Raw genomic sequence first — 24,259 nt, 5'->3', positions numbered from 1 at the left:
GTAGGGTCCCTGCATGGTTGACTTCGACGTGCAGCTGCTCGCGGTCCTCCGCGAGCTCGCCGAGCGTGGCAGCGTCACAGCCGTCGCCGAGGCCACCCACCGCACACCCAGCGCCGTCTCCCAGCAGCTGCAGACGCTGCAGCGGCAGGTCGGGGTCCCACTGGTCGAACGCGTCGGGCGCGGCGTCCGCCTGACCCCGCACGGCCAGGTCCTGGCAGGCCTGGCACCCGGGGTCGCGACCGCCATCGCCCGGGTGCACGCCGCCTGGCAGGAACACCTCGGCGGCACGACCGGACCGGTGTCCCTGGCGATCTTCCCGTCCGCCGCCGAACTGCTGTTGCCCGGCGTGCTCACCCGGATGCAGGCGCACCCCGGCATCGCGCTGACCCTGGTCGACGTCGACGTCAGCGAGGGGGAGTTCGCACCGCTCGCCGCCGACCACGACGTGGTCGTCGGGCACCGGTCGGACGGCGTGCGACCGGCCGACCAGGGATCGGTCGACACCGTGCCGCTCCTGCGGGAACCGCTCGACGTCGCCCTGCCGCCCGGGCACGCCCTGGTCGGCCGCGCACGCGTGGGCATCGACGAGGTCGTCGCGGAACGCTGGATCGGCGTGCCGGAGGGGTACCCGATCGACCGGGTGCTGCACGCGATGGCCGCGGCGACGGACACCCCGCCGAGCGTCGCGTTCCGCACGATCCACCTGCCGGTCATCGAGAACCTGGTGGCGGCAGGGCACGGCATCGCACTCGTCCCGCGGTACACGTCGGGCACGCGGGCCGCCGGGCGCTTCCACCTGGCGGAACTCGCCGACGTCCGTGCCGGACGCCGCATCGAGGCACTGGTCCGCCCCGACCGTGCCGTCCGGCCCGTGGTCCGCACCGTCCTGGAGGCGCTGGTCGCCGTCGCCCTGGAGGTCACCACCTGAGACGGTGGCGCCCACCGCCGGACGCGCGCCGTGCCTCCAGGCCGCGTGGGCGCTGCGGCAGACCCGCTTCGTGAGCAGAAGCGGTCGGGTCCCGCGCCGCGACTCGACCTCTTCTGCTCACTCGGTGGGCGCCAGGGGCGTCAGCGCACCTGGATCGGGGTGCCGAGCGGCAGGAGCTCCGCGAGCGCGGTGATGTCGGCGTTGTGCATGCGGATGCAGCCGTGCGAGGCAGCGGTGCCGATGCTCGAGGTGTCGTCGGTGCCGTGCAGCCCGATCTGTCCCGGGCCACCACCGAAGGAGTTGAGCACGTCCGAGAACGCCGTCGTGCCGTAGGCGTACGGGCCGTACCCGGCGTTCGTCGGCGCCAGCAGCTCGGTCAGGGCGAAGCGGCCCGTCGGCGTCGGCGTCCCGCCGGTACCGGTCGCGACGGGGTAGGAGTCCACGACCTTGCCGGCCTTGTACAGGTCGAGGGTGTTCTCCGCGCGGGTGACGACGATCGCGTACGGGTCCTCGGAGAGGGTGACAGCGCCCGTCCGTACCCAGCCGAGGCTGCCGTTCGGACGCTGCGGCAGCTGCACCCGGACCCAGCCGTCCTGCCGGTCGACCACGCGGAAGACCAGTGGTGCGCCGGACTGCTGCGGGTTCGACAGGGTCTGGCCGGACGCCCCGCCGGCGGTCGCGCTCACGGGAACCGAGTCGCCGCGGACGGCGGCGACGGTGGTGCTGACGGGGGCGTCGACCGCGTGGGCCGGACTCGTCGAGGGAGTCGCCGTCGGCGTCGGCGTCGCACTGGGCGTCGGGGACGCGGCGACGGACCGCGTGGGTGCCGGTGTGGGCGTCGCCGACAGGGGGCCGAGGGCGACGAACGCCACAGCCCCGGCACAGACGACGGCCACGGCGGCGGCGATCAGTGTCGCGCGCCGCCGTGGCTCGGTCGGGAGGATCGGCAAGATCAGCCCGTGAAGGACGCCGTTCCGGGCACCGGCACGGCGACCGGCGCGACGGCCGGGCCGGCCGGGTCGGCGATGAAGGTCGCCGCCGCCGAGGCGGTCTGGCCTGAGGACGTGCCGACCAGGGTCGCCGTGAACGCGCCGGCGGTCGCCACGCCCTCGGGCAGTGCGACGACCACGACGACGTCGCCGTCCTGGTCGGCCACGGAGGCGTTGGTGGCGACCGCGTACGTCTCGCCGCCCTGGGTGATCGTCGCCTGCACGCCCTCGGCGGGCGCGAACCCGCTGCCGACGACCTGGAACCCGGAGACCGACTGCGACACGCGGGTGTCCTCGACGCTCGTCACCGCGGTGGGCTGCGGCGTGAAGTACGTCGTGGTGTCGTCGACGCGCAGCGCGGAGACCGAACCGGAGGCATCGGCCGCGAGGGCCTGCGCCGTGGACTCGAGCGGCGCGGAGAGGTCGAGCGGGCCGCCCGGCGCGACGGTCGGATCCGTCGGCGCGACGGTCGGTGCCGGGCTCTCGGTGGTCGGTGCGGTCGGCTCGTCCGTCGGGCCGGGTGCGGGGATGCCGGTCGAGGCGTCGAGACCGACGTACACGATGTACCCGACGACCTGGGCGCCGGCGTCGGAGAGGTCCGTCGCGAGCTCGCTCGTCGACTCGGTCGTCCCGGTGGCGGGGTCGATCCACTCGGTGGACGCGCCGCTCAGGCCGGCGTCGCCGTCGCCCGCGGCGAAGACCACGGTCTGGTCGGAGCTGTCGGCGGTCGACTGGATCGCGAGTGCGAAGCTCGTCGCGCCGGTCGTCGTCGCGCTGGCGCCGGAGACGAGTGCGCCGAGCCCACTCGGGGCGACCGGCTTGGTGAGCCCGCGGATGATGCCCACTGCTTCGCCCGCGGACACGGACAGGCCGTCGGCGTCGATCGTGGCGTGGTCGGTGATGCTGCCACCCGCGGTCGGGTCCCCGAGGGACGCCCAGTACCACTGGTCGGTCAGGGGGACCGCGGTCTCCGGCGCCGCCGTGAAGTCGGCGGCCGAGTCGGTCCAGGTGACGTTCGGCGACGCCGAGGTCGTCGGAACCGTGGCGGTCGAGACGGTGGGGACGAGCGCGGCGGTGACGCCGAGCACGGTGACGCCGACGGCGGCCGCGGCGATACGGGAACGAAGCACGGTGTGGAGATCCATCCGGTGAAGAGGACAGGGTTCGTCCACTGCGACGCCCCCCGTGCTGAGACGACGCTCAGCACGATCAACCTACCAGTTCGTGAGGATTCCGCACCCCTGGTGTGCGGTGCGGTGCGGTGCGTCCGTGTCAGGACGCACCGCATCGTGCTCAGACGTCGAGGTGGTCGACCAGCTCGTCCGCCAGGCCCGTGTACGTCGCCGGCGTCAGGTTCGTCAGCCGGGCCTTCGCGCCGTCGGAGATGTCCAGACGGTTCACGAACACGATGAGGTCCTGCTGGCTCACCCGCTTGCCCCGCGTGAGCTCCTTGAGCATCGCGTAGGGGTCCTCGATGTTCGACTGCCCGGCGGTGACCTCGGCGCGGATGACCGTCTGGATCGCCTCGGCGAGCACCTCCCAGTTGTGGTCGAGGTCGTCGGCGAGCTTGGCCTCGTTCACCGCGATCTCGCCCAGCCCGCGGCGCAGGTTGTCGAGCGCGAGCAGCGAGTGCCCGAACGCGACGCCGATGTTCCGCTGCGTGGTGGAGTCGGTCAGGTCGCGCTGCAGCCGGCTGGTGACGAGGGTCTCGGACAGGGTGGAGAACAGCGCCGACGAGATCTCGAGGTTCGCCTCGGCGTTCTCGAACTTGATCGGGTTGATCTTGTGCGGCATCGTCGACGACCCGGTCGCACCCGCGACGGGGATCTGCGTGAAGTACCCCATCGAGATGTAGGTCCACACGTCGGTCGCCAGGTTGTGCAGGATCCGGTTGGCGTGACGCACCCGGTCGTACAGCTCGGCCTGCCAGTCGTGCGACTCGATCTGCGTGGTGAGCGGGTTCCAGGTCAGGCCGAGGCCCTCGACGAACTCGCGGGACAGCGCGGGCCAGTCGGCCTCGGGGTCCGCGGCGAGGTGAGCCGAGAAGGTGCCGGTCGCGCCGGAGAACTTGCCGAGGTACTCGCCGCCCTCGATCTGGGCGAGCACCCGCTCGAGCCGGTAGACGACGACCGCGAGCTCCTTGCCGAGCGTCGTCGGGGTGGCCGGCTGACCGTGGGTGTGCGAGAGCATCGGCACGCTCTTCAGCTCGACGGCGAGCGTCCGGAGCTTCTCGAGCACGGCGCGGAAGCCGGGCAGCCAGACCTGGTCGACGGTGTCCCGCGCCGTGAGTGCGTAGGACAGGTTGTTGACGTCCTCGCTCGTGGCGGCGAAGTGGGTGAGCTCGGCGATCGCGTCGAGCCCGAGCTCGGACAGCCGGCGGCGCACGAAGTACTCGACTGCCTTGACGTCGTGACGGGTCGTCGCCTCGATGTCGGCGAGCTCCGCGATCTGGTCCTGGCCGAAGGTCGAGACGATCCGGCGCAGTGCGGCCTTGTCGTCGACGCTGAGCGGTGAGGTGGTGAACATCGCGTGGTCGGTCAGGAAGATGAGCCACTCGACCTCGACCACGATGCGCGCGCGGTTGAGGCCGGCCTCGGAGAGGTGCTCGCCCACCGTGTGCACGATCGGGTAGTAGCGCCCGTCGAGCGGGCTGATCGGCTGCGGGGGAAGGGGGGTCATGGGGCTCCCTGACGGACTGCCGGCTCGAGCTGGTGGAAGAGCGCCCGGCAGGCCCGTTCGACGGTCGAGAGCACTCGGTCGAACTCGTGCCGGTCCGCGTAGTACGGGTCCGGCACGTCGGCCTGCTGGGGCCAGGCGGCGTCGTACCGCAACAGGAGCGTCACCTTGGCGGAGTCGTCCATGGTCGGGGCCCATGAACGCAGGATGCGCTCGTGGGAGCGGTCGAGTGCGACCACCAGGTCGAGGTCCGGGAACCGGTCCGGGTCGAACTGACGGGCGCGATGCCTGCTGCCATCGTATCCGCGCGCCGCCAGCGCTGCGATCGTGCGCTCGTCGGCGGGTTCACCGACGTGCCAGTCACCGGTGCCGGCCGACTCCACCTGGAACCGGTCGGCGAGGCCGGCGTCCGCGGCGATCTGCGCGAAGACGACACCGGCCATGGGGGAGCGGCAGATGTTGCCGCTGCAGACGAACGAGACGCGGAACGGGGCGTCGACGTCCTGGGTCATGAGCACATCATGACGCAGGGCGGGGTCCTCCGCGAGGCCCGCCGGGGTCACGCCCGCTGGCGGTTGAGCACCGGGCGGGCGAAGAGCCCGATCAGCCAGGCGAAGACCGCGAGCACGAAGGCACCGACGATGCCCCAGCCGAAGGAGTCGACCTCGAGGCCGAAGCCGAACGCGTCCGAGATGCCCGCGACGATGAGCAGCAGGATCGCGTTCACGACGAACGAGATGAGCCCGAGCGTGAGGATGTAGATCGGGAACGCCACGATCCGGATGACCGTGCCGATCACCGCGTTCACGAGCCCGAACACGAACGCCACGAGCAGGAAGGTGAGGACGGTCGCGGTGGTCCCGCCGTCACCGAACGGCGTGACGGAGACGCCGCTGACGATCAGCGTGGTGAGCCAGAGCGCGAGGGCGTTGACGACGAGGCGGACGAGGAATCGCATGCGCCCATGATGCCCTCGCTTCCCCTCGTGGGTGCCGTGGGCCTGCCGGTAGCCTGAACCCGTGAGCGAGCAGCGTGTGCACATCCGGCCCGAGGTGGCCGTCCTCCCCGCGTACAAGCAGGGGCGACAGGCGTCCGACTCCGCCTTCAAGCTGTCGAGCAACGAGAACCCGTTCCCGCCGCTCCCCGGGGTCGTCGAGGCCGTGCAGGCCCAGACCTCGTACAACCGCTACCCCGACGCCACCGCCCTCGCCCTGCGCGCCGTGCTGGCCAACCGCTTCGGGTTGACCGCCGAGCAGGTGCACGTCGCCCCGGGCAGCGTCGCGATCCTGCACGAACTCGCCCGCGCGACCTCCGGCCCCGGTGACGAGATCGTCTACGCGTGGCGCTCGTTCGAGGCGTACCCGGGCGTCGTCACGGTCGCCGGCGCCACCAGCGTGCAGGTGCCGAACCGTGCCGACGGTGGGCACGACCTCGACGCGATGGCCGCGGCCGTCACCGAACGCACCCGCATGGTGCTGGTCTGCTCGCCGAACAACCCGACGGGGCCGATCGTGACCGCCGCGGAGTTCGACGCGTTCATGGCCGCGGTGCCGCAGTCGGTGCTGGTCGTGCTCGACGAGGCATACGCGGAGTTCGTGACCGACGAGGCCGCCGTGCACGGCCACCCGCTGCTCGCCGCGCACCCCAACCTCGTGGTCCTCCGCACCTTCTCGAAGGCGTACGGGCTCGCCGGGCTCCGGGTGGGCTACGCGCTCGGTCCGGACTACGTGCTCGACGCCGTCCGTGCCTGTGCGATCCCGCTGTCCGTGACCGCCCAGGGCCAGGCGGCGGCGCTCGCCAGCCTGGAACGCGAGGCCGAGCTGCTCGAGCGCGTGACCGAGATCGCGACCCTGCGCGACCGGATCGTCGTCGAGCTCCGGGCACAGGGCTGGGACGTCCCCGACGCCCAGGGCAACTTCCTCTGGCTGCCGACGGGTGAACGGACCGTCGCTGCGGCGGCCGCGTTCGAGGACGCCGGCATCATCGTCCGGGCCTTCCCGCCAGAGGGCATCCGCATCTCGATCGGCGAGCACGAAGCTGTGGAAACGCTCCTCCAAACAGCCCGCTCACTTGTGGGGGACCTCCAGGTGGCCGACTAGTGCCTGGCGCTACGCTGGCCCGCATGTCATTCCGCGCCGCGGCTCCCGCGACGACCACCGTCCGGCTCCTCGACCCCGAGGGTCGGTTCGTGGAGACCGACGAGAACGCCGAGTTCGCCGCCGCCGCGCGGGCGATCCCCGACGAGACCCTGCTGGCGATGCACCGCCGCATGGTGCTGACCCGTCGGTTCGACCACGCCGGCCACAACCTCCAGCGCACCGGCCAGCTCGGCCTGTGGGTGCCCAGCCACGGACAAGAGGCCGCGCAGACCGGCTCGGCCTTCGCCCTGCGCGCCCAGGACCACGTGTTCCCGTCCTACCGCGAGCATGCCGTCACGATGCACCGCGGCGTCGAGCCGATGGAGATCATCGCGATGTACCGCGGGCAGACCCACGGCGGGTGGGACCCGGACCAGCGCGGCAACACGCACATCTCCACCCTGGTGATCGGCTCGCAGACCCTGCACGCCACCGGGTACGCGCTCGGTCAGAAGCTCGACGGCGACGTCGGCACGGGCGACCCGGACCGCGACGCCTGCTCGATCGTCTACTTCGGCGACGGCGCCACCAGCCAGGGCGACGTGAACGAGGCCTTCGTGTTCTCCGCGTCGACCAAGGCCCCGGTCGTCTTCTTCCTGCAGAACAACCACTGGGCCATCTCGGTGCCGGTGTCGGTGCAGTCCCCGACGCCGCTCGTCGACCGCCCGCGCGGCTTCGGGATCCCGAGTGTCCTGATCGACGGCAACGACATCCTCGCGTCCTACACGGCCTCGGTCGTCGCGACCGAGCACGCCCGCAGCGGCCAGGGCCCGGCCTTCATCGAGGCCGACACCTACCGCATCGGTGCGCACACCAGCTCCGACGACCCGAGCCGGTACCGCGCCGACGGCGAGCTCGAGGAATGGGTCCTCCGCGACCCGATCGTCCGGTCCGAGGCGTACCTGCGCTCGAAGGGTGCGACGGACGAGCAGTTCGCCGCCTTCGACGAAGAGGGCGAGGACATCGCCGCCGACGTCCGACGTCGCACCGTCGCCCTGACCGCACCGTCCGTCGACGTCATGTTCGACAACGTGTACCGCGAGCCGCACCCGCGGATCGCCGAGCAGAAGGCCTGGCTCGCCCAGTACGAGGCCGGCTTCGAAGGGGGCGCCCACGCATGAGCACCACCGAGCAGCTCTTCGACTACACCCTGCGGTCCCACCCGGGCGCCGGCGAGGTCCCGAGTGACCCCACCCCGACCCTGCCGATGGCCAAGGCCCTGAACGCCGGGCTCGCCGCGGCCATGGAAGCGGACGACAAGGTCCTGCTGATGGGCGAGGACATCGGCCAGCTGGGCGGCGTCTTCCGCATCACCGAGGGCCTGCAGGACCGCTTCGGCGCCGAGCGCGTGCGGGACACCCCGCTCGCCGAGGCCGGCATCATCGGCACCGCGATCGGCCTCGCCCTGCGCGGCTACCGCCCGGTGGTCGAGATCCAGTTCGACGGCTTCGTGTGGCCCGGCTTCGACCAGATCACCTCGCAGCTCGCGAAGATGGCGAACCGCCTGCCGGCACACATGTCGCTGCCCGTCGTCATCCGCATCCCCTACGGCGGCCACATCGGCGCCGTGGAGCACCACCAGGAGTCCCCGGAGACGTACTTCGCGCACACCCCGGGCCTGCGGGTCGTCAGCCCGAGCACCCCGAACGACGCCTACTGGATGATCCAAGAGGCCATCGCGTCGAAGGACCCGGTGATCTTCCTCGAGCCGAAGTCCCGCTACTGGCCCAAGGGCCAGGTGGACCTGGTCGACGGCCACGTCCCGATGCACACGACCCGCGTCGCCCGCACCGGCACCGAGGTCACGCTCGTCGGGCACGGCGCGATGGTCGCCACCCTGATGCAGGCGGCGGAAATCGCCGAGGCCGAGGGCACCAGCTGCGAGGTCATCGACCTCCGCTCGATCTCGCCGATCGACTGGGAGCCGCTGCTGGCCTCCGTCCGCAAGACCGGTCGCCTGGTCATCGCACAAGAGGCCTCCGGCTTCGTCAGCGTCGGCAGCGAGATCGCCGCGACCGTCGCCGAGCGGGCGTTCTACACGATGCAGGCACCGCCGCTCCGGGTCTCCGGCTTCGACGTGCCGTTCCCGGTGTCGAAGCTCGAGCACCTGCACCTGCCGGATGCCGACCGCATCCTCGAGGCCGTCGACCGCGCCCTCGCCTACTGACCCGTCCGACCGAGCTCGACCAGATCCGCGAAGGAGCCGTAGTGGCCGCCGCCGAATTCCCCCTGCCCGACGTGGGTGAAGGTCTCACCGAGGCCGAGATCGTGCAGTGGCGCGTCGCGATCGGGGACGAGATCGCCGTCGACCAGGTGCTCGTCGAGATCGAGACCGCGAAGTCGCTCGTCGAGCTGCCATCGCCGTTCGCCGGCACCGTCACCGGCCTGCTCGTGTCCGAGGGCGACACGGTCGAGGTCGGCAAGCCGATCATCCGCGTCGACTCGGACGCGTCGGTCGCGTCCGGAGCGGCCCTCACGCCGCCTGCGGAACAGTCGGGAGGCGCGGCGCCCGTCGCCGAGTCCGCCCCGGTCTCGCCCGTGGTCGCGTCCACCCCGCAGGCCGCTGCCGCCCCGTCGGCTCCGGTCGCGCAGACCCCTCCCGCTCCCGCGGCGGTGCCGGCACGCGCCGCTGCCCCCGCACCGGCAGCGCCTGCCCCTGCCCCTGCCGCCGCGCCGGCGGCGCCGGTCCAGCCGGTCGCGGTCGACGCCTCCGTCCAGGGCACGGACGAGTCCTCCGGTGCCGTCCTCGTCGGCTACGGCTCGGCGACCTCGTCGCCCTCCCGTCGCAAGCCGGGCGCCCGCCGGGCCGCAGCGCTCGCGGCCGAGGCGAGCCGCGCCTCCAGTGTGGACACCGCCGCGGCGGCGGAAGCCTCCGTCGACCCGGGCGAGGAGAGCACCGCCGAGGCGATCAGCGCCCTCGGCACGGGCTCCGCGCACAAGCAGAGCACCGCGACCAACGTCCTGGCGAAGCCGCCGATCCGGAAGCTCGCGAAGGACCTCGGCGTCGAACTGACCGAGATCGTCGCGACCGGTCTTGCCGGCGAGGTCACCCGCGACGACGTCATCCGGCACGCGAAGCAGGCCAGCGTCTTCCGGAACATCGAGACGCCCGAGTGGGGCGAGGTCCGCAGCGAGACGATCCCGGTCAAGGGCGTCCGCAAGGCCATCGCCACCGCGATGACGACGTCCGCCTTCACGGCACCCCACGTGTCGCTGTTCGTCGACGTCGACGCGACCCACACGATGGAGTTCGTCAAGCGGCTCAAGGCCTCGCCGACGTTCGCCGGCGTGAAGGTCTCGCCGCTGCTCATCGTCGCGAAGGCCGTCATCTGGGCCGTCCGCCGGAACCGTTCGGTGAACTCGACCTGGACCGACCGCGAGATCATCGTCCACCACTTCGTGAACCTCGGCATCGCCGCGGCGACCCCGCGCGGGCTCATCGTGCCGAACATCAAGGACGCGCAGGACATGTCGTTGCTCGAGCTGGCACAGGCGCTCGAGGAGCTCACCCTGACCGCCCGCGACGGCAAGACCACGCCGAAGCAGATGGCCAACGGCACGGTGTCGATCACCAACATCGGAGTGTTCGGCATGGACACCGGGACCCCCATCCTCAACCCGGGCGAGGTCGCGATCGTCGCCATGGGCACGATCAAGCCGAAGCCGTGGGTCGTCGACGGCGAGGTCCGCTCGCGCATGGTGACGACCATCGGTGCCTCGTTCGACCACCGGGTCGTCGACGGTGACGTGGCGTCCCGCTTCGTGCACGACGTCGCCTCGGTGCTCGAGGAACCGGCACTCCTGCTCGACTAGCGCTTCGGCCTGCTGCCGGTCTCCTGCGGGCTTCCGCAAACGTCGCGTGGTGTTCACACGGATGTCGGGGGTCGGCGGCATGATCGGTGCATGGTCCACCAGCTCCTGACCCCCTCGCAGGAGATCCGAACGGATCGCCTCCTGCTCACGCCGCTGACCCCGGCCGACATCGACGACGTGCACGCGCTCTTCTCGGACGCCCGCACGTGGCAGCACCTGCCCACCGGCCGGCACGTGGCACGGAGCTCGAGCGTGGACATGGTGCAGCGCAAGATCGGCGGTCGTGCACGCCACGGCCTCGGGTCCTGGGCGGTCCGCAGCGCCTCCGACCACGCCTTCGTCGGTGTGGGCGGGGTCGACATGACCGCCGGTGGGGTCTGGAACCTCGGCTACCGACTGGCACCCGCGGCATGGGGGCAGGGCTTCGCGTCCGAGATCGCCCTCGCTGCCGCCCGTGCCGCCGCCGACACCGCTCCGGACGTCCCGGTGACCGGCCGCGTGCTCACGAACAACCCTGCTTCTGCAGCCGTGCTGCGTCGTGCCGGGCTGTCGCTGGTGTGGCAGGGGGCCCCCGCAGCGCAGAACCGTGCGGCCGCCGGGGTCGAGGGGCAGGTCTGGACCGATCGGCTGCTCTCCGACGAGCAGTTCGCCTGGCTCGTCGCCAACGCCTGAGCACCGACTCCGTCCCGTCGTCACCGCGCACGTTGGTCTTCCCGGCCTGACTCGCTACTGTGATGGGCACTGGTCATGTCCGCGCATGACCACCGCCCAGGACCAGCAACGGAGCACGAGGGACGCATGACGAGCCGCATCACCGAGGGTGCCGAACCGAAGCACCAGCAGCTGCGGCGCATCCTGCTCGACCTCGTCACGACCCGCCTGGCTCCCGGTGCCGCGATCCCGTCCGAACGCCAGCTCATCGCCGAGTACGGCGTCTCCCGGATCACCGTGCGCGAAGCCCTCGGGCAGCTGGTGAACGAGGGGTACCTGGAGCGCGTCCGCGGCAAGGGCACCTTCGTCGCGCACCGGCCCGTGCAGTCGACGCTGCACCTCGCCTCGTTCACCGAGGAGATGCGGGCGATGGGGCACGAGCCGACCACCGTGGTGCTCGTGCGCGAGGAACGCGTGCCGCCGGCCGACACCGCCGCGGCCCTGCGGATCGATCAGGACGTGCCGGCCTTCCACGTGAAGCGCCTGCGGATGGCCGACGGCGCCCCGGTCTCGATCGACGACGCCTGGCTCGTGGCCGATGCGTTCCCGGGCCTGCTCGACCACGACCTGTCCGGGTCGGTGTACTCGATCATCGCCACGGAGTACGGCACCCCGATCGACCGCGCGCAGCAGACCGTCGCGGCGAACCCGGCGGCCGACGACGTCGCGACCCTGCTCGGCACGAAGACCGGGGCACCGGTGCTCGAGTTCGACCGGGTGTCGTACGCGGGGGAGCGACCCGTGGAGCACACCCGCAGCTGGTACCGCTCGGACCGCTACCGCGTGCAGATGGAGGTCACCGCGACCCCCGCGGTCGCGTAGTCCGCCCAGCAACGCGAAAGCGACCGTCTGCCGCGGGTGGTCCGCAGCACACGGTCGCTCTCGACGAGGAAGGACCCCTAGACCTCGAAGAGGGTGTCGCCGTCGAGCACCGTGGTGCCGACCGTCCCCTGGTCGACGCTGTCGGCCGTGGACCCGAGCACCACGACCGGGCAGATCGGCGAGTACCCGGCTGCTGAGATCACCGAGGGGGTGAACCGGACGACGGGGTCGCCGGCGGTGACGGTGTCGCCCTCGGTCGCGAGGAGCTCGAAGCCCTCGCCGGAGAGCTTCACGGTGTCGATGCCGACGTGCACCAGGACGTCGGTGCCAGCGGCGCCCTGCAGGGCGAACGCGTGCGGGTGCAGCTTCACGATGGTGCCGTCGACCGGGGCCACCGCGGTGACCGCGCCCTCGACGCCCGTGGGGTCGACCGCGACGCCGGCACCGACGAGCTGCCCGGCGAACACCGGGTCGGGCACGTCGGCGAGGGCGACGACCGGGCCGCCGAACGGAGTGCGGACGACGGTCACAGTTCGTCCTGGATGTCCTGGGCGAGGTTGTCGGCGACCGTTCCGACGATGACCTGCCAGCCGGTGCCGCCGCCGATGACCGCCTGGGCCCCGGCTGCCTGCAGGGCGGCCTTGTCGACCAGATCCCCGTCCTCGACCTCGACGCGGAGGCGCGTGATGCAGCCCTCGACCTCTTCGATGTTCTCGGCACCGCCGAGTGCGGCGATGATGTCGGCTGCCTTGATGTCGGCCATCGTTTCCTCCTCGTTAAGGGTTTGCGTCGCAGGTTGACACCGGTCCGCTCGCGGATCAGACTACGGAACTGGTCATGACCGGACAGGACCGGACCTGGCGACACCGCCGAGGTTACCTGCGCTGGCTGCACGACTCAACTCACCCCGACAGCTCCACCCAATGACGAGAGGACCTCCGATGAGCGCCACCACTGCCACGGATGTGCCGGAGAAGAAGAAGCCGAAGAAGCAGTCACGGCTGTTCGCACAGGCCCAGCGCCTCGGACGGAGTCTGCTCCTGCCGATCGCGGTCATGCCTGCAGCGGGCATCCTGCTCCGCCTGGGCCAGTCCGACATGCTCGGCGCGATCCCCGGCTTCGAGCAGGGCGCGACGATCATCGCGGCCGCGGGCAACGGTGTCTTCACCTGGCTCCCGCTGCTCTTCGCGGTCGGCATCGCGATCGGTTGGGCCAAGAAGTCCGACGGCACCACCGCGCTCGCGGCCGTCGTCGGGTACATGGTCATGTACCAGGTGTTCGCCGCGATGTCGCCGATCGTCCTCGCCGGTGTGAAGGACGCCAACGGTGACCAGGCGACGATCAACTTCGGCGTGCTCGGCGGCATCGTGATGGGGCTCGTCTCCGCGGTCATGTGGGAGAAGTTCCACCGCACGAAGATGCCCGACTTCCTCGGGTTCTTCTCGGGCCGTCGCCTCGTCCCCATCCTCACCGCGGTCGCGGGTCTCGTCATCGCCGTCGCGATGTCCTTCGTGTACCGCTACTTCGACATCGCGCTGACCGCGGCGGGCACGGCCGTGGCCGACAACGCCGTGATCGGCGGCGGCATCTTCGGCTTCGTGAACCGCATGCTCATCCCGATCGGGCTGCACCAGCTGCTCAACTTCTTCCCGTGGTTCCAGCTCGGCAGCTTCACCGGTGCCGACGGCGTCACCTACCACGGCGACATCGCCCGGTTCCTCGCTGGCGACCCGACCGCCGGCATCTTCCAGACCGGCTTCTTCCCGATCATGATGTTCGCACTGCCCGCCGGTGCCCTCGCGATCTGGCGCAACGCCAAGCCGCAGAACCGCAAGCTCGTCGGCGGCATCATGATCTCCGCCGCACTGACCTCGTTCGTCACGGGCATCACCGAGCCGCTCGAGTACTCGTTCATGTTCGTGGCGTTCCCGCTGTACGTCATCCACGCGGTGCTCACGGGCACGTCGCTGGCCCTGGTGAACGCCCTCGGGATCCACGACGGGTTCTCGTTCTCGGCCGGTGCGATCGACTACGTGCTGAACTTCGGCAAGGCGGACGGCGCGATCTGGCTCATCCCGATCGGCCTCGGCTACGCGGTCGTCTACTACTTCCTGTTCAGTTTCGTGATCAAGAAGTGGAACCTCCGCACGCCCGGCCGTGAAGAGGACACGATCGCCGAGAACACGATCGACGCGGCCACCAAGCCGTAGACGCGCGTTCCGACGGACGGGAGGCCCGGTGCCAGCTGGCACCGGGCCTCCCGTCCGTCTCCTGGTCGCGCTGAGAGCCCTCATAGCGGTTTTGACAATCGTTATCAGTAGGCGTTAGCGTCGTGCCATGCACAACCGCCTCCTCGCCCTCCCGCTCGTCGCCAGCGCCGCCGCGCTCGCCCTGACCGGGTGCGCCACCTCGTCCGCCTCGGGGGAGGCCGGCGGTGACGGCACGGTCAACGTCGTCGCCTCCACCAACGTCTACGGCTCGATCGTCAAGACGATCGGTGGCGACGCCGTCACCGTGACGAGCATCCTGAGCGACCCGTCGCAGGACCCGCACTCGTTCGAGTCGAGCGCCCGCACGCAGCTCTCCGTGTCGAAGGCCGACCTGCTCATCGAGAACGGTGGCGGGTACGACGACTTCATGACGACGCTCGCGAACGCCTCGGACACCAAGGCCGACACGATCAACGTCGTGAAGCTCTCCGGCCTCGACAAGGGCGGCAGTGCCGAGTTCAACGAGCACGTCTTCTACAGCTACCCGACGATGGTGAAGCTGGTCGAGGCGGTCACGAAGGACCTCAGCGCGCTCGACGAGAGCGGCAAGGACGCCTTCGAGAAGAACGCCGCCACGCTCACCACCAAGCTCGAGGACCTCGAGGCCCAGACCGACGCCGTCAAGAAGCAGGACTCCGGCGACAAGGTCGCGTACACCGAGCCGGTGCCCGGGTACCTGTTCGACGCGATGGGGCTCGAGAACGAGACCCCGCCGGCCTTCTCCGAGGCCATCGAGGAAGGCGACGACGTCCCGCCGGCGGCCCTCCGCGACACCCTCGCGCTGTTCACCGGCAAGCGCGTGCAGCTGCTCGCCTACAACAACCAGGCGTCGAGCCCCGAGACCGAACAGGTCCAGAAGGCGGCCGAGCAGAACGACATCCCCGTCGTCGGTGTCACGGAGACGCTCCCCAAGGGGCAGGATTACGTCTCGTGGCAGCAGGCGAACATCGACGCGGTGAAGGCAGCGCTCCAGAAGTGACGACCTCGACCGCAGCAGCGGCGACCCACGGCCCGGCGACCACCACGGTGGACGACCGGGCTGCGGCTCGTCCGGTCCTCGCGCTCCGCGACGCCGGGTTGTCCTACGGCGCCCGGAAGCTCTGGGCAGGCCTCGACCTCGACCTCGCGCCGGGGGAGTTCGTCGCGGTCCTCGGCCCGAACGGCGCCGGCAAGACCTCACTGCTCCGTACCGTCCTCGGGCAGCAGCGGCTGACGAGCGGCACGATGTCGTTCCTCGGGCAGCCGGTGCACCGCGGCCACCGGAAGATCGGCTACATCCCGCAGCAGCGTCTGATGGAGGCGGGGACGCCCCTGCGCGCGCGGGACATGATCGCCCAGGGCGTGACCGGGCACCGGTGGGGCATCCGACGTGCGTCGAAGGCCGACCGGATGCGCATCGACCGGGTCCTCGACGAGGTCGGCGCCACCGCCTTCGCGGACGCCCCCGTCGCCGAGCTCTCCGGCGGCGAACAGCAGCGCACCCGCGTCGGGCAGGCCATCGCCGCCGACCCCGCCCTGCTGCTGTGCGACGAACCCCTCATCTCGCTCGACCTGCGGCACCAGCGCGGGATCACCGAGCTCATCGACCGCGAGCGCCGGCAGCGCGAGGCCGCCGTGCTCTTCGTGACGCACGACGTGAACCCTATCCTCGACGTCGTCGACCGGGTGCTCTACATCGCCGGGGGACGGTTCCGGATCGGTTCCCCGGACGAGGTCCTGCGCGCCGACGTCCTGAGCGACCTGTACGGCACGCCCGTCGACGTCGTCCGCACCATGGGACGCATCGTCATCGTCGGGGCGAACGAGGCCCACGAGCACCACCCGGGCGAGGTCGACCCGCACGCCGACCAGCCGGACGAAGGGCGGATCTGATGGACGTGCTGTCGACCGTCTTCTCATTCCAGGACTACGGCCAGCTCCTCGTGCTGGTGCAGAACTCGATCTGGGCCGGCGCGGTGCTCGGCATCGTCGGCGGGCTCATCGGCCCGTTCGTCGTCGCCCGGAACATGCCGTTCGCCGTGCACGGCATCTCGGAGCTCTCGTTCGCCGGGGCCAGTGCCTCGCTGCTGCTCGGGGTGAACGTCGTCTCCGGCTCACTCGTCGGATCGGTCATCGCTGCCCTGCTCATCGGCGTCCTCGGGTCGCGTGCCCGGGAGCGCAACTCGATCATCGCCGTCCTCATGCCGTTCGGGCTCGGGCTCGGCATCCTCTGCCTGGCGCTCTACAAGGGCCGGGCCGCCAACAAGTTCGGGTTGCTCACCGGGCAGATCGTCTCGGTCGACAACCCGCAGCTGGCGTTCCTGATCGTGGTCGCCGCGATCGTCGTGGCGACGCTGCTCGTCATCTGGCGCCCGCTGATGTTCGCCTCGGTCGACCCCGACGTGGCTGCGGCTGCGGGGATCCCGGTGCGCACCCTCGCGATCGTGTTCATGCTCGTGCTCGGACTGGCCACCGCCGTGTCGGTGCAGATCGTCGGTGCGTTGCTCGTGCTGTCCCTGCTCGTGACCCCGGCGGCCGCGGCCCTGCGCCTCAGCTCGCACCCGGTCGTCGTACCGGTGCTGTCGACGGTGTTCGCGGTGACGTCGGTCGTCGGTGGCATCCTGCTCGCCCTGGGTGGTGGCCTGCCCATCAGCCCGTACGTGACGACGATCTCGTTCGCGATCTGGGTGGTCTGCCGGATCATCGGGTCGCGACGCGACAGGCGGGGACGCAACCGCGTCGCCGGCCGGAACCAGCGTGGCGGGGGCGAGCCGGGCCTCCAGGCAGGGACGACGTCGACAGCCGGTCGGAAGGAAGAGGTGTCAGCATGAACGCCGTGCAGAAGACCAAGCGGAACACGTGGCAGCGCGAAGCGGTGCGCGGTGCCCTCGACTCCACCGAGGGGTTCGTCAGCGCGCAGGCGCTGCACCAGCACCTGCGGGACGAGGGCTCGACCATCGGACTGGCCACGGTCTACCGGGCCCTCGCCGACCTGGCCACCGAGGGCGACGCCGACTCGCTGCAGCAGGACGGCGAATCGCTGTACCGCGCGTGCACGACGGACGCGCACCACCACCACCTGATCTGCCGGAACTGCGGCCGGACCGTCGAGATCGAAGCGGACCCGGTGGAGCAGTGGGCGCAGGACGTCGCTGCCGCCAACGGGTTCACCAACGCCAGCCACGTCGTCGACATCTTCGGCGAGTGCGCCGTCTGCACGGCAGCCCGCGCGACCGCCGCCACCGACGAGTAACCTGCCCCGCATGCACGTCATCCTGGTCCCCGGGTTCTGGCTCGACGCGAGCGCGTGGGACGACGTCGCCCCGGTGCTCCGCGAGGCCGGGCATTCGGTGCAGGCGATCACGCGCGACGGCGACACGCTCGACGAGCAGGTCGCCGCGTTGGTCGCGATCCTGGACGACGTCGCGTCCGCCGACGAACCGGTCGTGCTGGCCGGACACTCGGGTGCCGGGCCGATCGCGTACATGGCCGCCGACCAGCGCCCCTCGCTCGTCGCGCACCTGCTCTACGTCGACACGTTCCCGGGGCCCGAGGGCGGGTGCGTCAACGACGAGCTGCCCGTGGTCGACGGGGTCGTACCGCTGCCGTCGTGGGACATCTGGGAACCCGCCACCGTCCGGGGCATGACGCCCGAGGTCCGGCAGGACGTCGAGCGCCGGGCGATCCCCGAGCCGGCCTCGGTGCCGTCGGACCGGTTCCACTACGCCGACCCCGCACGGCACACGATCCCCGCGACGATCATCACCTGCGAGATCCCCGCCGCCGAGCTGCTGGCGATGGTGGCGGACCACCAGGCCTGGGCGGCCGAGCTCGTCGCGACCGAGGAACTCTCCATCGTCGGGCTCGAGACCGGCCACTGGCCGATGTTCACGGCGCCGCAGCAGCTCGGTGAGCTGATGGTGCAGGCGCTCGCGCCCAAGCCGACGCAGGCGCCGTAGGGGCGACCACGCGGGTGCGTGAGCGGTCCGGTCCGACCGCCACGGGCCTCCAGGCCTGGAGGCGCGGCTTGCGACACGCCCGGTCCTCGCGTAACGTGGACCCCTGGTTCTCCGCGTCCGCGCGGCGGACCCGTTGTTCCAAGCCCTCCGACCGTCGCGAACGCCGCGGTCGCGCGGTGTCCGGCTCTCCTTCGACAGGGGATGCGGACCTGGGCGGTGCACACAACCCCCTCGCACGGTCACCCCGGTGGCAGTGCGCGTGTGCACCAGGCAAGTGAACTTGGGTGCGGCCGTCCGGTCGCACGGTACTCAGGAGGAAACCATGGCAGCAGTGTGCCAGGTGACCGGCGCCGTTCCCGGCTTCGGTCACAACATCTCGCACTCGCACCGCCGGACGAAGCGTCGCTTCGACCCGAACGTGCAGAAGAAGACGTACTACGTGCCCTCGCTTCGTCGTAACGTCACGCTCACGCTCAGCGCGAAGGGCATCAAGGTGATCGACGCACGTGGCATCGAGTCCGTCGTCAAGGATCTCCTCGCCCGTGGGGAGAAGATCTGATGGCGAAAAAGGGTCAGGACATCCGTCCGATCATCAAGCTCCGCTCGACGGCGGGCACCGGGTTCACCTACGTGACCAAGAAGAACCGTCGGAACAACCCCGACCGACTCGTGCTGAAGAAGTACGACCCGGTGATCCGCAAGCACGTCGACTTCCGTGAGGAGCGCTAAGCATGGCGAAGAAGAGCAAGATCGCGAAGAACAACCAGCGTGCCGTCATCATCGCGCGCTACGCCGAGCGTCGTCTCGAGCTGAAGAAGGCCCTCGTGGACCCGAACGGCACCGACGAGTCGCGTGAGGCCGCCCGCGTGGGCCTGCAGAAGCTGCCCCGCGACGCATCGCCCATCCGGTACCGCAACCGTGACGCCATCGACGGCCGCCCCCGTGGCCACCTCGGTGAGTTCGGCATCAGCCGTGTCCGCTTCCGTGACATGGCCCACCGCGGCGAGCTCCCCGGCATCACGAAGAGCTCCTGGTAAGCACTCGCAGTACACGACGCCCCGTCACCTCCTGGTGGCGGGGCGTTCGCTGTGTACGGGGTACACGCGAGCCGTCATTCGTCACATCTGCCCCTCCAGCACCCCCTCGGAGCCCCGACAACCCCGGAAATCCGGGCGAGTCGGCGGTTTTCACCCCCGGCGGCTGGTAGGTTCAACTCCGGTTCCGCCGGGCCCTCGGCCCACTGGCACCGTGGCACGGGGCAACCGCTCCGGGCGCCGGACGACACGTGCGTCCGACCGATACTGCAAGAAGTCCGAGGAGGACATCCATGGCTGACAAGTCACTGAACCGCACCGAGCTCGTCGCTGCCGTCGCCGCTGAGTCCGGCCAGAGCCAGGCCACCGTCAACGGCGTCGTCGACGCGCTCTTCAGCGTCGTCTCGTCGTCCGTCGCCGACGGCACGAAGGTCACGATCCCCGGTTGGATCGCCTTCGAGAAGACGCACCGCGCCGCCCGCACCGGCCGCAACCCGCAGACGGGTGACGCCATCGAGATCGCCGCGAGCGACTCGGTCAAGGTCAGCGCCGGCTCGAAGCTCAAGGCTGCGGTCAAGTAAGACTGTTCCGCGCATCGGGAGGGACGGCTTCGGCCGTCCCTTTCGTCGTTCCCGGGCGCGTGCGGGGACGTGTGCTCGGTCGGGCGCGCGTGCGTGCGCCCGGTGCGCATGGTCGGCCTGGAGGCCCGTGCCGGTTTGCACAGATCGGCCCGCCCCGTCCGTCGGCCGGGTGGGCACCGCCTAGGCTTGACGGGTGAATCGGATCGCGCGCATCGCCGGTCCCGCCGTGCTCCTGCTCGTCGGGTTCGTGGCGCTGCTCACGGCACTCGTCATCGGTGGGGGCGCGAACCCCGCACTCATCGCCGACCCGGGGCCAGTCGTCCGCTTCGGGCTGCCGATCGCCCGGCTCGTCGTCGACCTGTCCGCGGCCACCACGATCGGTGGGCTCGCACTGGCGACCATCGGCCTCTCGCGCTCCGGCCCCGAGTGGAACCGCGCGATCGACGTCGCCGCCGGGGCCAGTGGCGTCTGGACGGTCGCGTCGGCCGTCGCGACGTTCTGCACGTTCCTCAGCGTCGCCGGCTCGCGCATCAGCATCGACGAGCAGTTCGGGCAGTCGATGGGGGTCTTCCTCACCGGCACCGAGCTCGGGCTGGCCTGGCTCGTGACCGTCCTCGTCGCCGCGGCCGTCACGGTGCTCTGCTTCGCCGTCCGTTCGCGGGGCATGGTCGCCCTGACCGCCGGCGTCTCGATGATCGGCCTCATCCCGCTCGCGCAGCAGGGCCACGCCGCCGGCACCGCCAGCCACGACGCCGCCGTGACGGCCCTGGGGCTGCACCTGGTCGGTGCGGCGCTGTGGGTCGGTGGGCTCGTCATGCTCGTGCTGCTGCGCGGGGTGCTGCCCGGCGACCGGCTGGCCGCGGTCGTGGCCCGGTACTCGAGCATCGCCCTCGGCTGCTTCGTGCTCGTCGCCGTCTCGGGCACCGCGTCGGCGCAGATCCGCGTCGGGGCGCTGTCGAACCTGTTCACCCCGTACGGCACGCTCGTCCTGGTGAAGATCGGTGCGATCGTCGCCATCGGGGTCCTCGGCGCGGTGCAGCGTCGTCGGGCCATCCGTGCGCTGACCACCTCGCCCGATCGGCAGCGGCCCTTCTGGACCCTCATCGTCGTCGAGCTCGCGGTGATGGGTGTGGCGTCGGGGTTCGCCGCGGCACTCGGGCGGACCGCCACCCCGGTCGACCAGATCGCCCTGAGCAAGACCACCGACCCGAGCCCCGCGGAGCTCCTGACCGACGACCTGCTGCCGCACGCGCCCGGTGCGTGGGGCTGGCTGACCCAGTGGAACATCGACCTGTTCTGGCTGATGGCCGCCGTCCTGCTCGCTGCGACCTACGTGGCCGGCGTCGTGCGACTGCGACGGAGCGGCGTGCGGTGGCCGGCGCGTCGCTCGATCGCCGCGGCCCTGGCGGTCGTGTCCCTGGTGGTCGCGACCTCGGGCTCGCTGCACCAGTACGACCGGTTCCTCGTCTCGGCGAACGTCGGTGCCCACGTGCTGCTCGGCCTGGTGGTCCCCGCCCTGGTGTGGGCGGCGGCACCCGTCGCCCTGATCCGCGCCGCCGTGCACCCCCGGAACGACGACAGCACAGGCGTGCGTGAGTGGACCGACGTCATCGTCGAGCACCCCTCCGTGCGGTACCTGGCCCAGCCGTTCCCCGCGTTCCTGCTCGCGGCAGCCCTGTGGTGGGCCTTCTTCGCCACCGACGCCGTCCGGTGGTCCGTGAGCGACCCCACCGGCCGCACCGTCAGCGACGCCGTGTTCCTGTTGGTCGGGCTGCTGGCCGTCCCGACGCTCTGTACACCGATCCCCGCCGGGCACCGTCGTCCGACCACGGCGGCCGTGGCCGTCCGGATCGTCGGGGCCGTGGTGATCGCGGCGGGCACGGTCTCGCTCGGCATCGCCATGCGCGGGCCGCTCGGGCTGCTGCAGGCCTCGTGGTTCGGCGCGATGGGCCGGACGTGGGGGCCGGACCCGCTCGTCGACCAGGCCCGGGCCGGCCTGGTGCTGATCGTCGCCGGGGTGCTGCTCCTGGTGACCGTGGTCGTGGTGGTGCTCGTGCGGCTGCGGCGTGACGGTGGAGACCCGGTCGACGTCGTCGACGCAGCTGCTGCCGGCGACGCAGCTGTGGCCGGTCCGACCGCCGCCGCCGAGCCCGCGGCCCGGGACGACCAGGACGACCTGGACTTCGACGACGGCAGTGACGACCTCGAACCCTCGCCCGGGGCGGACGCCCGATGAGCATCGAGCTGAGCGACGAACAGCGCGCCGTCTTCGAGTACATCGAGCACACCCGTGACCACGTCTTCATCACCGGCCGGGCCGGCACGGGCAAGTCGACGCTGCTCAACCACCTGTCGTGGAACACCGAGAAGCAGGTCGTGATCTGCGCGCCGACGGGGGTCGCTGCGCTCAACGTCGGCGGCCAGACGATCCACTCCCTGTTCCGGCTGCCGATCGGGCTCATCGCCGACGCCGAGCTGCGGCAGGGCCCGGACACCCGCAAGCTCCTCAACACGATCGACACCCTGGTCATCGACGAGGTCTCGATGGTCAACGCCGACCTGCTCGACGGCATGGACCGGTCGCTCCGCAAGGCCCGCGGTCGGCAGTTCGAGGCGTTCGGCGGCGTGCAGGTCGTGATGTTCGGCGACCCGTACCAGCTGCCCCCGGTGCCGGGCGACGTCGACGAGCGCGCCTACTTCACCGACCACTACCGGTCGATGTGGTTCTTCGACGCCAAGGTGTGGCTCGAGGCCGAGCTCAACATCATCGAGCTCGCCACGGTGCACCGGCAGCGCGACGACGCCTTCGCCGCGATGCTCACCGCCGTCCGGCACGGCCGGGTCACCGCGGACATCGCCGAGCAGCTCAACACCGCCGGGGCACGTCCGGCTCCGGACGACGCCATCACCCTGGCGACCCGCAACGACACGGTCGCCCGGATCAACAAGGCGGCCCTCGAACGGCTGCCCGGCAAGGTGAAGACCGCCAAGGCCGACGTGAACGGCGACTTCGGTGGACGGAACTTCCCGGCCGACGAAGCCCTCGAGCTGAAGCCCGGCGCGCACGTGATGTTCCTGCGCAACGACGCCGACCAGCGCTGGGTGAACGGCACCCTCGGCATCGTGACGGCCATCCGCGACACCGTGTGGGTCGACGTCGACGGTGAGTCCTTCGAGGTCCAGCCGTCGGTGTGGGAGAAGTTCAAGTACTCGTACGACGCGGACAAGAAGGAACTCAAGAAGGACACCGTCGGGGAGTTCCAGCAGTTCCCGCTCCGACTGGCCTGGGCCGTTACCATCCACAAGTCGCAGGGCAGCACCTACGACCGGGCCGTGGTCGACCTCGGCAACCGGGTGTTCAGCGCGGGCCAGACGTACGTGGCGCTGTCGCGGCTGACCTCGCTCGAGGGGTTGTTCCTCACCCGCCCGCTCCGGCCGCAGGACATCATCGTGGACCTGGACGTCCGGCGCTTCATGTCCGAGGCGCCCCGCATCGTCGCCACCGAGCTCGAGGCCCCGAAGAAGCAGCGCGACGCCGAGCCCGACGCCGACTGACGGGTCCGACCTGCGGCTGCCCGACGCCGCGGTCCGAGCGGGTTCCGTCCGTTGCGCGCGGCGCGGTTGAGCGGTCACGACTCCCCGTCGGTGCCGCCTCGAGCGGTCACGACCTGTCGCTCCGACGCGCCCCAGCCGACGGTTCGTGACCGGCCGGCGGACCTGAGCGGGGAGTCGTGACCGGACGACACACCCGCCGGGCCGCCCCCGCCCCAGCCGGCCCCGCCCCAGCCGGCCCCCGGCCCCGCCGCCCGACTCCGCGCACACGACGACGCCCGCCTGCCGGAGCGGCAGACGGGCGTCGGGGAGTGCAGCCGAGCGGGTGCGTCAGGCGCGCGCCGCTCGCAGCGCGCGGAGGTTCTCCTTGTCGGCACCGAGCGCGGTGAGCAGCAGGAGCACACCGACGACGGCGTGGAACACGTTGTCCGTGGTGTTGAGGGCGAAGACGTTGGCCGAGGTGTCGACGAAGACGAAGCCGTACACCGCGAAGACGACGAGCAGGACCCCGACGAGCAGGTTGCCGTTGCGCGATCCGACGGTGTTGCCGAGGCCGGTGATGAGCAGCACTGCGGCGAGCAGCACCCACACCAAGCAGAGCGCCGGGTTCACGCCGAACGCGTTCCACAGCATGCCGCCCTGGCGGTTGAAGAAGCCCGGGTCGCCGTCAGCGGCGAAGAAGAAGCCCAGGACGCCCCAGAGTGCGAGGACGCCGCCGGCCGTGAGTGCGAGACCCCGGTTCGGCGAGGCGATGATGCCCGGTTCCTTGATGGCCACTTCGGTTTCCTCCTCGTACACTGCCGACGC

Annotated in this window: 27 protein-coding genes; 19 read left to right on the top strand and 8 right to left on the bottom strand. The window is 71.0% G+C overall.

The features are described from left to right. Nucleotides 1–13: 13 nt before the first annotated feature. Nucleotides 14–928 (top strand): LysR family transcriptional regulator, encoded by a 915-nt coding sequence (locus BR70_RS0103650; protein ID WP_027464971.1) that lies wholly within the window; start codon nt 14–16, stop codon nt 926–928. Between the two features lie 140 nt (nt 929–1,068). On the opposite strand, the gene BR70_RS0103645 is transcribed toward BR70_RS0103650, so the two are convergent. The 5 genes from BR70_RS0103645 to BR70_RS0103625 all read right to left on the bottom strand — a co-directional run bounded on the left by BR70_RS0103645 (nt 1,069) and on the right by BR70_RS0103625 (nt 5,551). Beyond that, the gene (locus BR70_RS0103645) at nt 1,069–1,878 is read right to left on the bottom strand and encodes a L,D-transpeptidase (RefSeq protein ID WP_231495636.1); all 810 of its coding nucleotides are present in this window, start codon (nt 1,876–1,878) and stop codon (nt 1,069–1,071) included. 2 nt (nt 1,879–1,880) lie between these two features. Then, a complete protein-coding gene (locus BR70_RS0103640; RefSeq protein WP_155896757.1) occupies nt 1,881–3,047 on the bottom strand; it encodes a hypothetical protein in 1,167 nt (388 codons plus the stop codon). Between the two features lie 163 nt (nt 3,048–3,210). Next, nucleotides 3,211–4,596 (bottom strand): adenylosuccinate lyase, encoded by a 1,386-nt coding sequence (purB, locus tag BR70_RS0103635; RefSeq protein WP_027464968.1) that lies wholly within the window; start codon nt 4,594–4,596, stop codon nt 3,211–3,213. Next, complete coding sequence (locus tag BR70_RS0103630; RefSeq protein ID WP_017886476.1) at nt 4,593–5,105, bottom strand: low molecular weight protein-tyrosine-phosphatase; 513 nt, start codon at nt 5,103–5,105, stop codon at nt 4,593–4,595. Before BR70_RS0103630 ends, purB begins: the two co-directional genes overlap by 4 nt. A gap of 47 nt (nt 5,106–5,152) precedes the next feature. Further along, the gene (locus tag BR70_RS0103625) at nt 5,153–5,551 is read right to left on the bottom strand and encodes a phage holin family protein (protein WP_027464967.1); all 399 of its coding nucleotides are present in this window, start codon (nt 5,549–5,551) and stop codon (nt 5,153–5,155) included. 61 nt (nt 5,552–5,612) lie between these two features. Between BR70_RS0103625 and BR70_RS0103620 the strand changes: the two genes are divergently transcribed. The 6 genes from BR70_RS0103620 to BR70_RS0103595 all read left to right on the top strand — a co-directional run bounded on the left by BR70_RS0103620 (nt 5,613) and on the right by BR70_RS0103595 (nt 12,077). Continuing rightward, a complete protein-coding gene (locus BR70_RS0103620) occupies nt 5,613–6,692 on the top strand; it encodes a histidinol-phosphate transaminase (protein ID WP_027464966.1) in 1,080 nt (359 codons plus the stop codon). A gap of 23 nt (nt 6,693–6,715) precedes the next feature. Further along, nucleotides 6,716–7,852 carry a thiamine pyrophosphate-dependent dehydrogenase E1 component subunit alpha gene (locus tag BR70_RS0103615; protein ID WP_027464965.1) on the top strand — a complete coding sequence of 379 codons (1,137 nt, stop codon included), beginning with the start codon at nt 6,716–6,718 and terminating at the stop codon, nt 7,850–7,852. Between the two features lie 86 nt (nt 7,853–7,938). Beyond that, nucleotides 7,939–8,898: an alpha-ketoacid dehydrogenase subunit beta gene (locus BR70_RS0103610; RefSeq protein WP_035808019.1), complete on the top strand. Its 960-nt coding sequence runs from the start codon at nt 7,939–7,941 to the stop codon at nt 8,896–8,898. 41 nt (nt 8,899–8,939) lie between these two features. After that, nucleotides 8,940–10,544 (top strand): dihydrolipoamide acetyltransferase family protein, encoded by a 1,605-nt coding sequence (locus tag BR70_RS0103605; protein WP_027464963.1) that lies wholly within the window; start codon nt 8,940–8,942, stop codon nt 10,542–10,544. 90 nt (nt 10,545–10,634) lie between these two features. Next, nucleotides 10,635–11,216: a GNAT family N-acetyltransferase gene (locus tag BR70_RS0103600; protein ID WP_035807952.1), complete on the top strand. Its 582-nt coding sequence runs from the start codon at nt 10,635–10,637 to the stop codon at nt 11,214–11,216. Nucleotides 11,217–11,342: 126 nt separating this feature from the next. Further along, nucleotides 11,343–12,077 (top strand): GntR family transcriptional regulator, encoded by a 735-nt coding sequence (locus tag BR70_RS0103595; protein ID WP_027464961.1) that lies wholly within the window; start codon nt 11,343–11,345, stop codon nt 12,075–12,077. Between the two features lie 77 nt (nt 12,078–12,154). Here the strand turns inward: BR70_RS0103595 and BR70_RS0103590 are convergent, their stop codons facing one another. Next, nucleotides 12,155–12,607, bottom strand: coding sequence for a PTS sugar transporter subunit IIA (locus tag BR70_RS0103590; protein WP_027464960.1), 453 nt, complete (start codon nt 12,605–12,607; stop codon nt 12,155–12,157). Next, entirely contained in the window at nt 12,604–12,840 is a 237-nt protein-coding gene (locus tag BR70_RS0103585; protein ID WP_027464959.1) for a PTS sugar transporter subunit IIB, read from the bottom strand. The genes BR70_RS0103590 and BR70_RS0103585 overlap by 4 nt, the downstream gene beginning before the upstream one ends. A 178-nt stretch (nt 12,841–13,018) precedes the next feature. On the opposite strand from BR70_RS0103585, the gene BR70_RS0103580 reads away from it, so the two are divergent. The 12 genes from BR70_RS0103580 to BR70_RS0103525 all read left to right on the top strand — a co-directional run bounded on the left by BR70_RS0103580 (nt 13,019) and on the right by BR70_RS0103525 (nt 23,455). Continuing rightward, nucleotides 13,019–14,287, top strand: coding sequence for a PTS transporter subunit EIIC (locus BR70_RS0103580; RefSeq protein WP_027464958.1), 1,269 nt, complete (start codon nt 13,019–13,021; stop codon nt 14,285–14,287). Nucleotides 14,288–14,414: 127 nt separating this feature from the next. Next, nucleotides 14,415–15,326, top strand: a complete 912-nt coding sequence (locus BR70_RS0103575; protein ID WP_027464957.1) for a metal ABC transporter solute-binding protein, Zn/Mn family — start codon at nt 14,415–14,417, stop codon at nt 15,324–15,326. A 47-nt stretch (nt 15,327–15,373) separates the two neighbouring features. Then, complete coding sequence (locus BR70_RS0103570) at nt 15,374–16,219, top strand: metal ABC transporter ATP-binding protein (protein WP_051596603.1); 846 nt, start codon at nt 15,374–15,376, stop codon at nt 16,217–16,219. Beyond that, nucleotides 16,219–17,157 carry a metal ABC transporter permease gene (locus BR70_RS0103565; RefSeq protein ID WP_027464955.1) on the top strand — a complete coding sequence of 313 codons (939 nt, stop codon included), beginning with the start codon at nt 16,219–16,221 and terminating at the stop codon, nt 17,155–17,157. The genes BR70_RS0103570 and BR70_RS0103565 overlap by 1 nt, the downstream gene beginning before the upstream one ends. Next, nucleotides 17,154–17,579 carry a Fur family transcriptional regulator gene (locus BR70_RS0103560; RefSeq protein WP_027464954.1) on the top strand — a complete coding sequence of 142 codons (426 nt, stop codon included), beginning with the start codon at nt 17,154–17,156 and terminating at the stop codon, nt 17,577–17,579. The genes BR70_RS0103565 and BR70_RS0103560 overlap by 4 nt, the downstream gene beginning before the upstream one ends. A gap of 10 nt (nt 17,580–17,589) precedes the next feature. Then, entirely contained in the window at nt 17,590–18,285 is a 696-nt protein-coding gene (locus BR70_RS0103555) for an alpha/beta fold hydrolase (RefSeq protein WP_027464953.1), read from the top strand. A gap of 322 nt (nt 18,286–18,607) precedes the next feature. Next, nucleotides 18,608–18,844, top strand: coding sequence for a 50S ribosomal protein L28 (gene rpmB, locus BR70_RS0103550; RefSeq protein ID WP_027464952.1), 237 nt, complete (start codon nt 18,608–18,610; stop codon nt 18,842–18,844). Continuing rightward, a complete protein-coding gene (rpmG, locus tag BR70_RS0103545; protein ID WP_017886456.1) occupies nt 18,844–19,014 on the top strand; it encodes a 50S ribosomal protein L33 in 171 nt (56 codons plus the stop codon). Before rpmB ends, rpmG begins: the two co-directional genes overlap by 1 nt. A 2-nt stretch (nt 19,015–19,016) precedes the next feature. Further along, complete coding sequence (gene rpsN, locus BR70_RS0103540; RefSeq protein WP_017886455.1) at nt 19,017–19,322, top strand: 30S ribosomal protein S14; 306 nt, start codon at nt 19,017–19,019, stop codon at nt 19,320–19,322. A gap of 290 nt (nt 19,323–19,612) precedes the next feature. Next, nucleotides 19,613–19,900, top strand: a complete 288-nt coding sequence (locus tag BR70_RS0103535) for an HU family DNA-binding protein (RefSeq protein WP_017886454.1) — start codon at nt 19,613–19,615, stop codon at nt 19,898–19,900. 193 nt (nt 19,901–20,093) lie between these two features. Next, nucleotides 20,094–22,136, top strand: coding sequence for a bifunctional copper resistance protein CopD/cytochrome c oxidase assembly protein (locus BR70_RS19325; protein WP_051596593.1), 2,043 nt, complete (start codon nt 20,094–20,096; stop codon nt 22,134–22,136). After that, complete coding sequence (locus BR70_RS0103525; protein ID WP_027464951.1) at nt 22,133–23,455, top strand: ATP-dependent DNA helicase; 1,323 nt, start codon at nt 22,133–22,135, stop codon at nt 23,453–23,455. The genes BR70_RS19325 and BR70_RS0103525 overlap by 4 nt, the downstream gene beginning before the upstream one ends. Nucleotides 23,456–23,782: 327 nt before the next feature. On the opposite strand, the gene BR70_RS23545 is transcribed toward BR70_RS0103525, so the two are convergent. After that, nucleotides 23,783–24,229, bottom strand: coding sequence for a DUF4383 domain-containing protein (locus tag BR70_RS23545; protein ID WP_027464950.1), 447 nt, complete (start codon nt 24,227–24,229; stop codon nt 23,783–23,785). Nucleotides 24,230–24,259: the final 30 nt, after the last annotated feature.

It is taken from the genome of Curtobacterium sp. UNCCL17 (assembly GCF_000686685.1).
Lineage (GTDB): Bacteria > Actinomycetota > Actinomycetes > Actinomycetales > Microbacteriaceae > Curtobacterium > Curtobacterium flaccumfaciens.
Note: the sequence above shows the minus strand (reverse complement) of the source record. Positions and strands in the feature narration are given on the sequence as shown.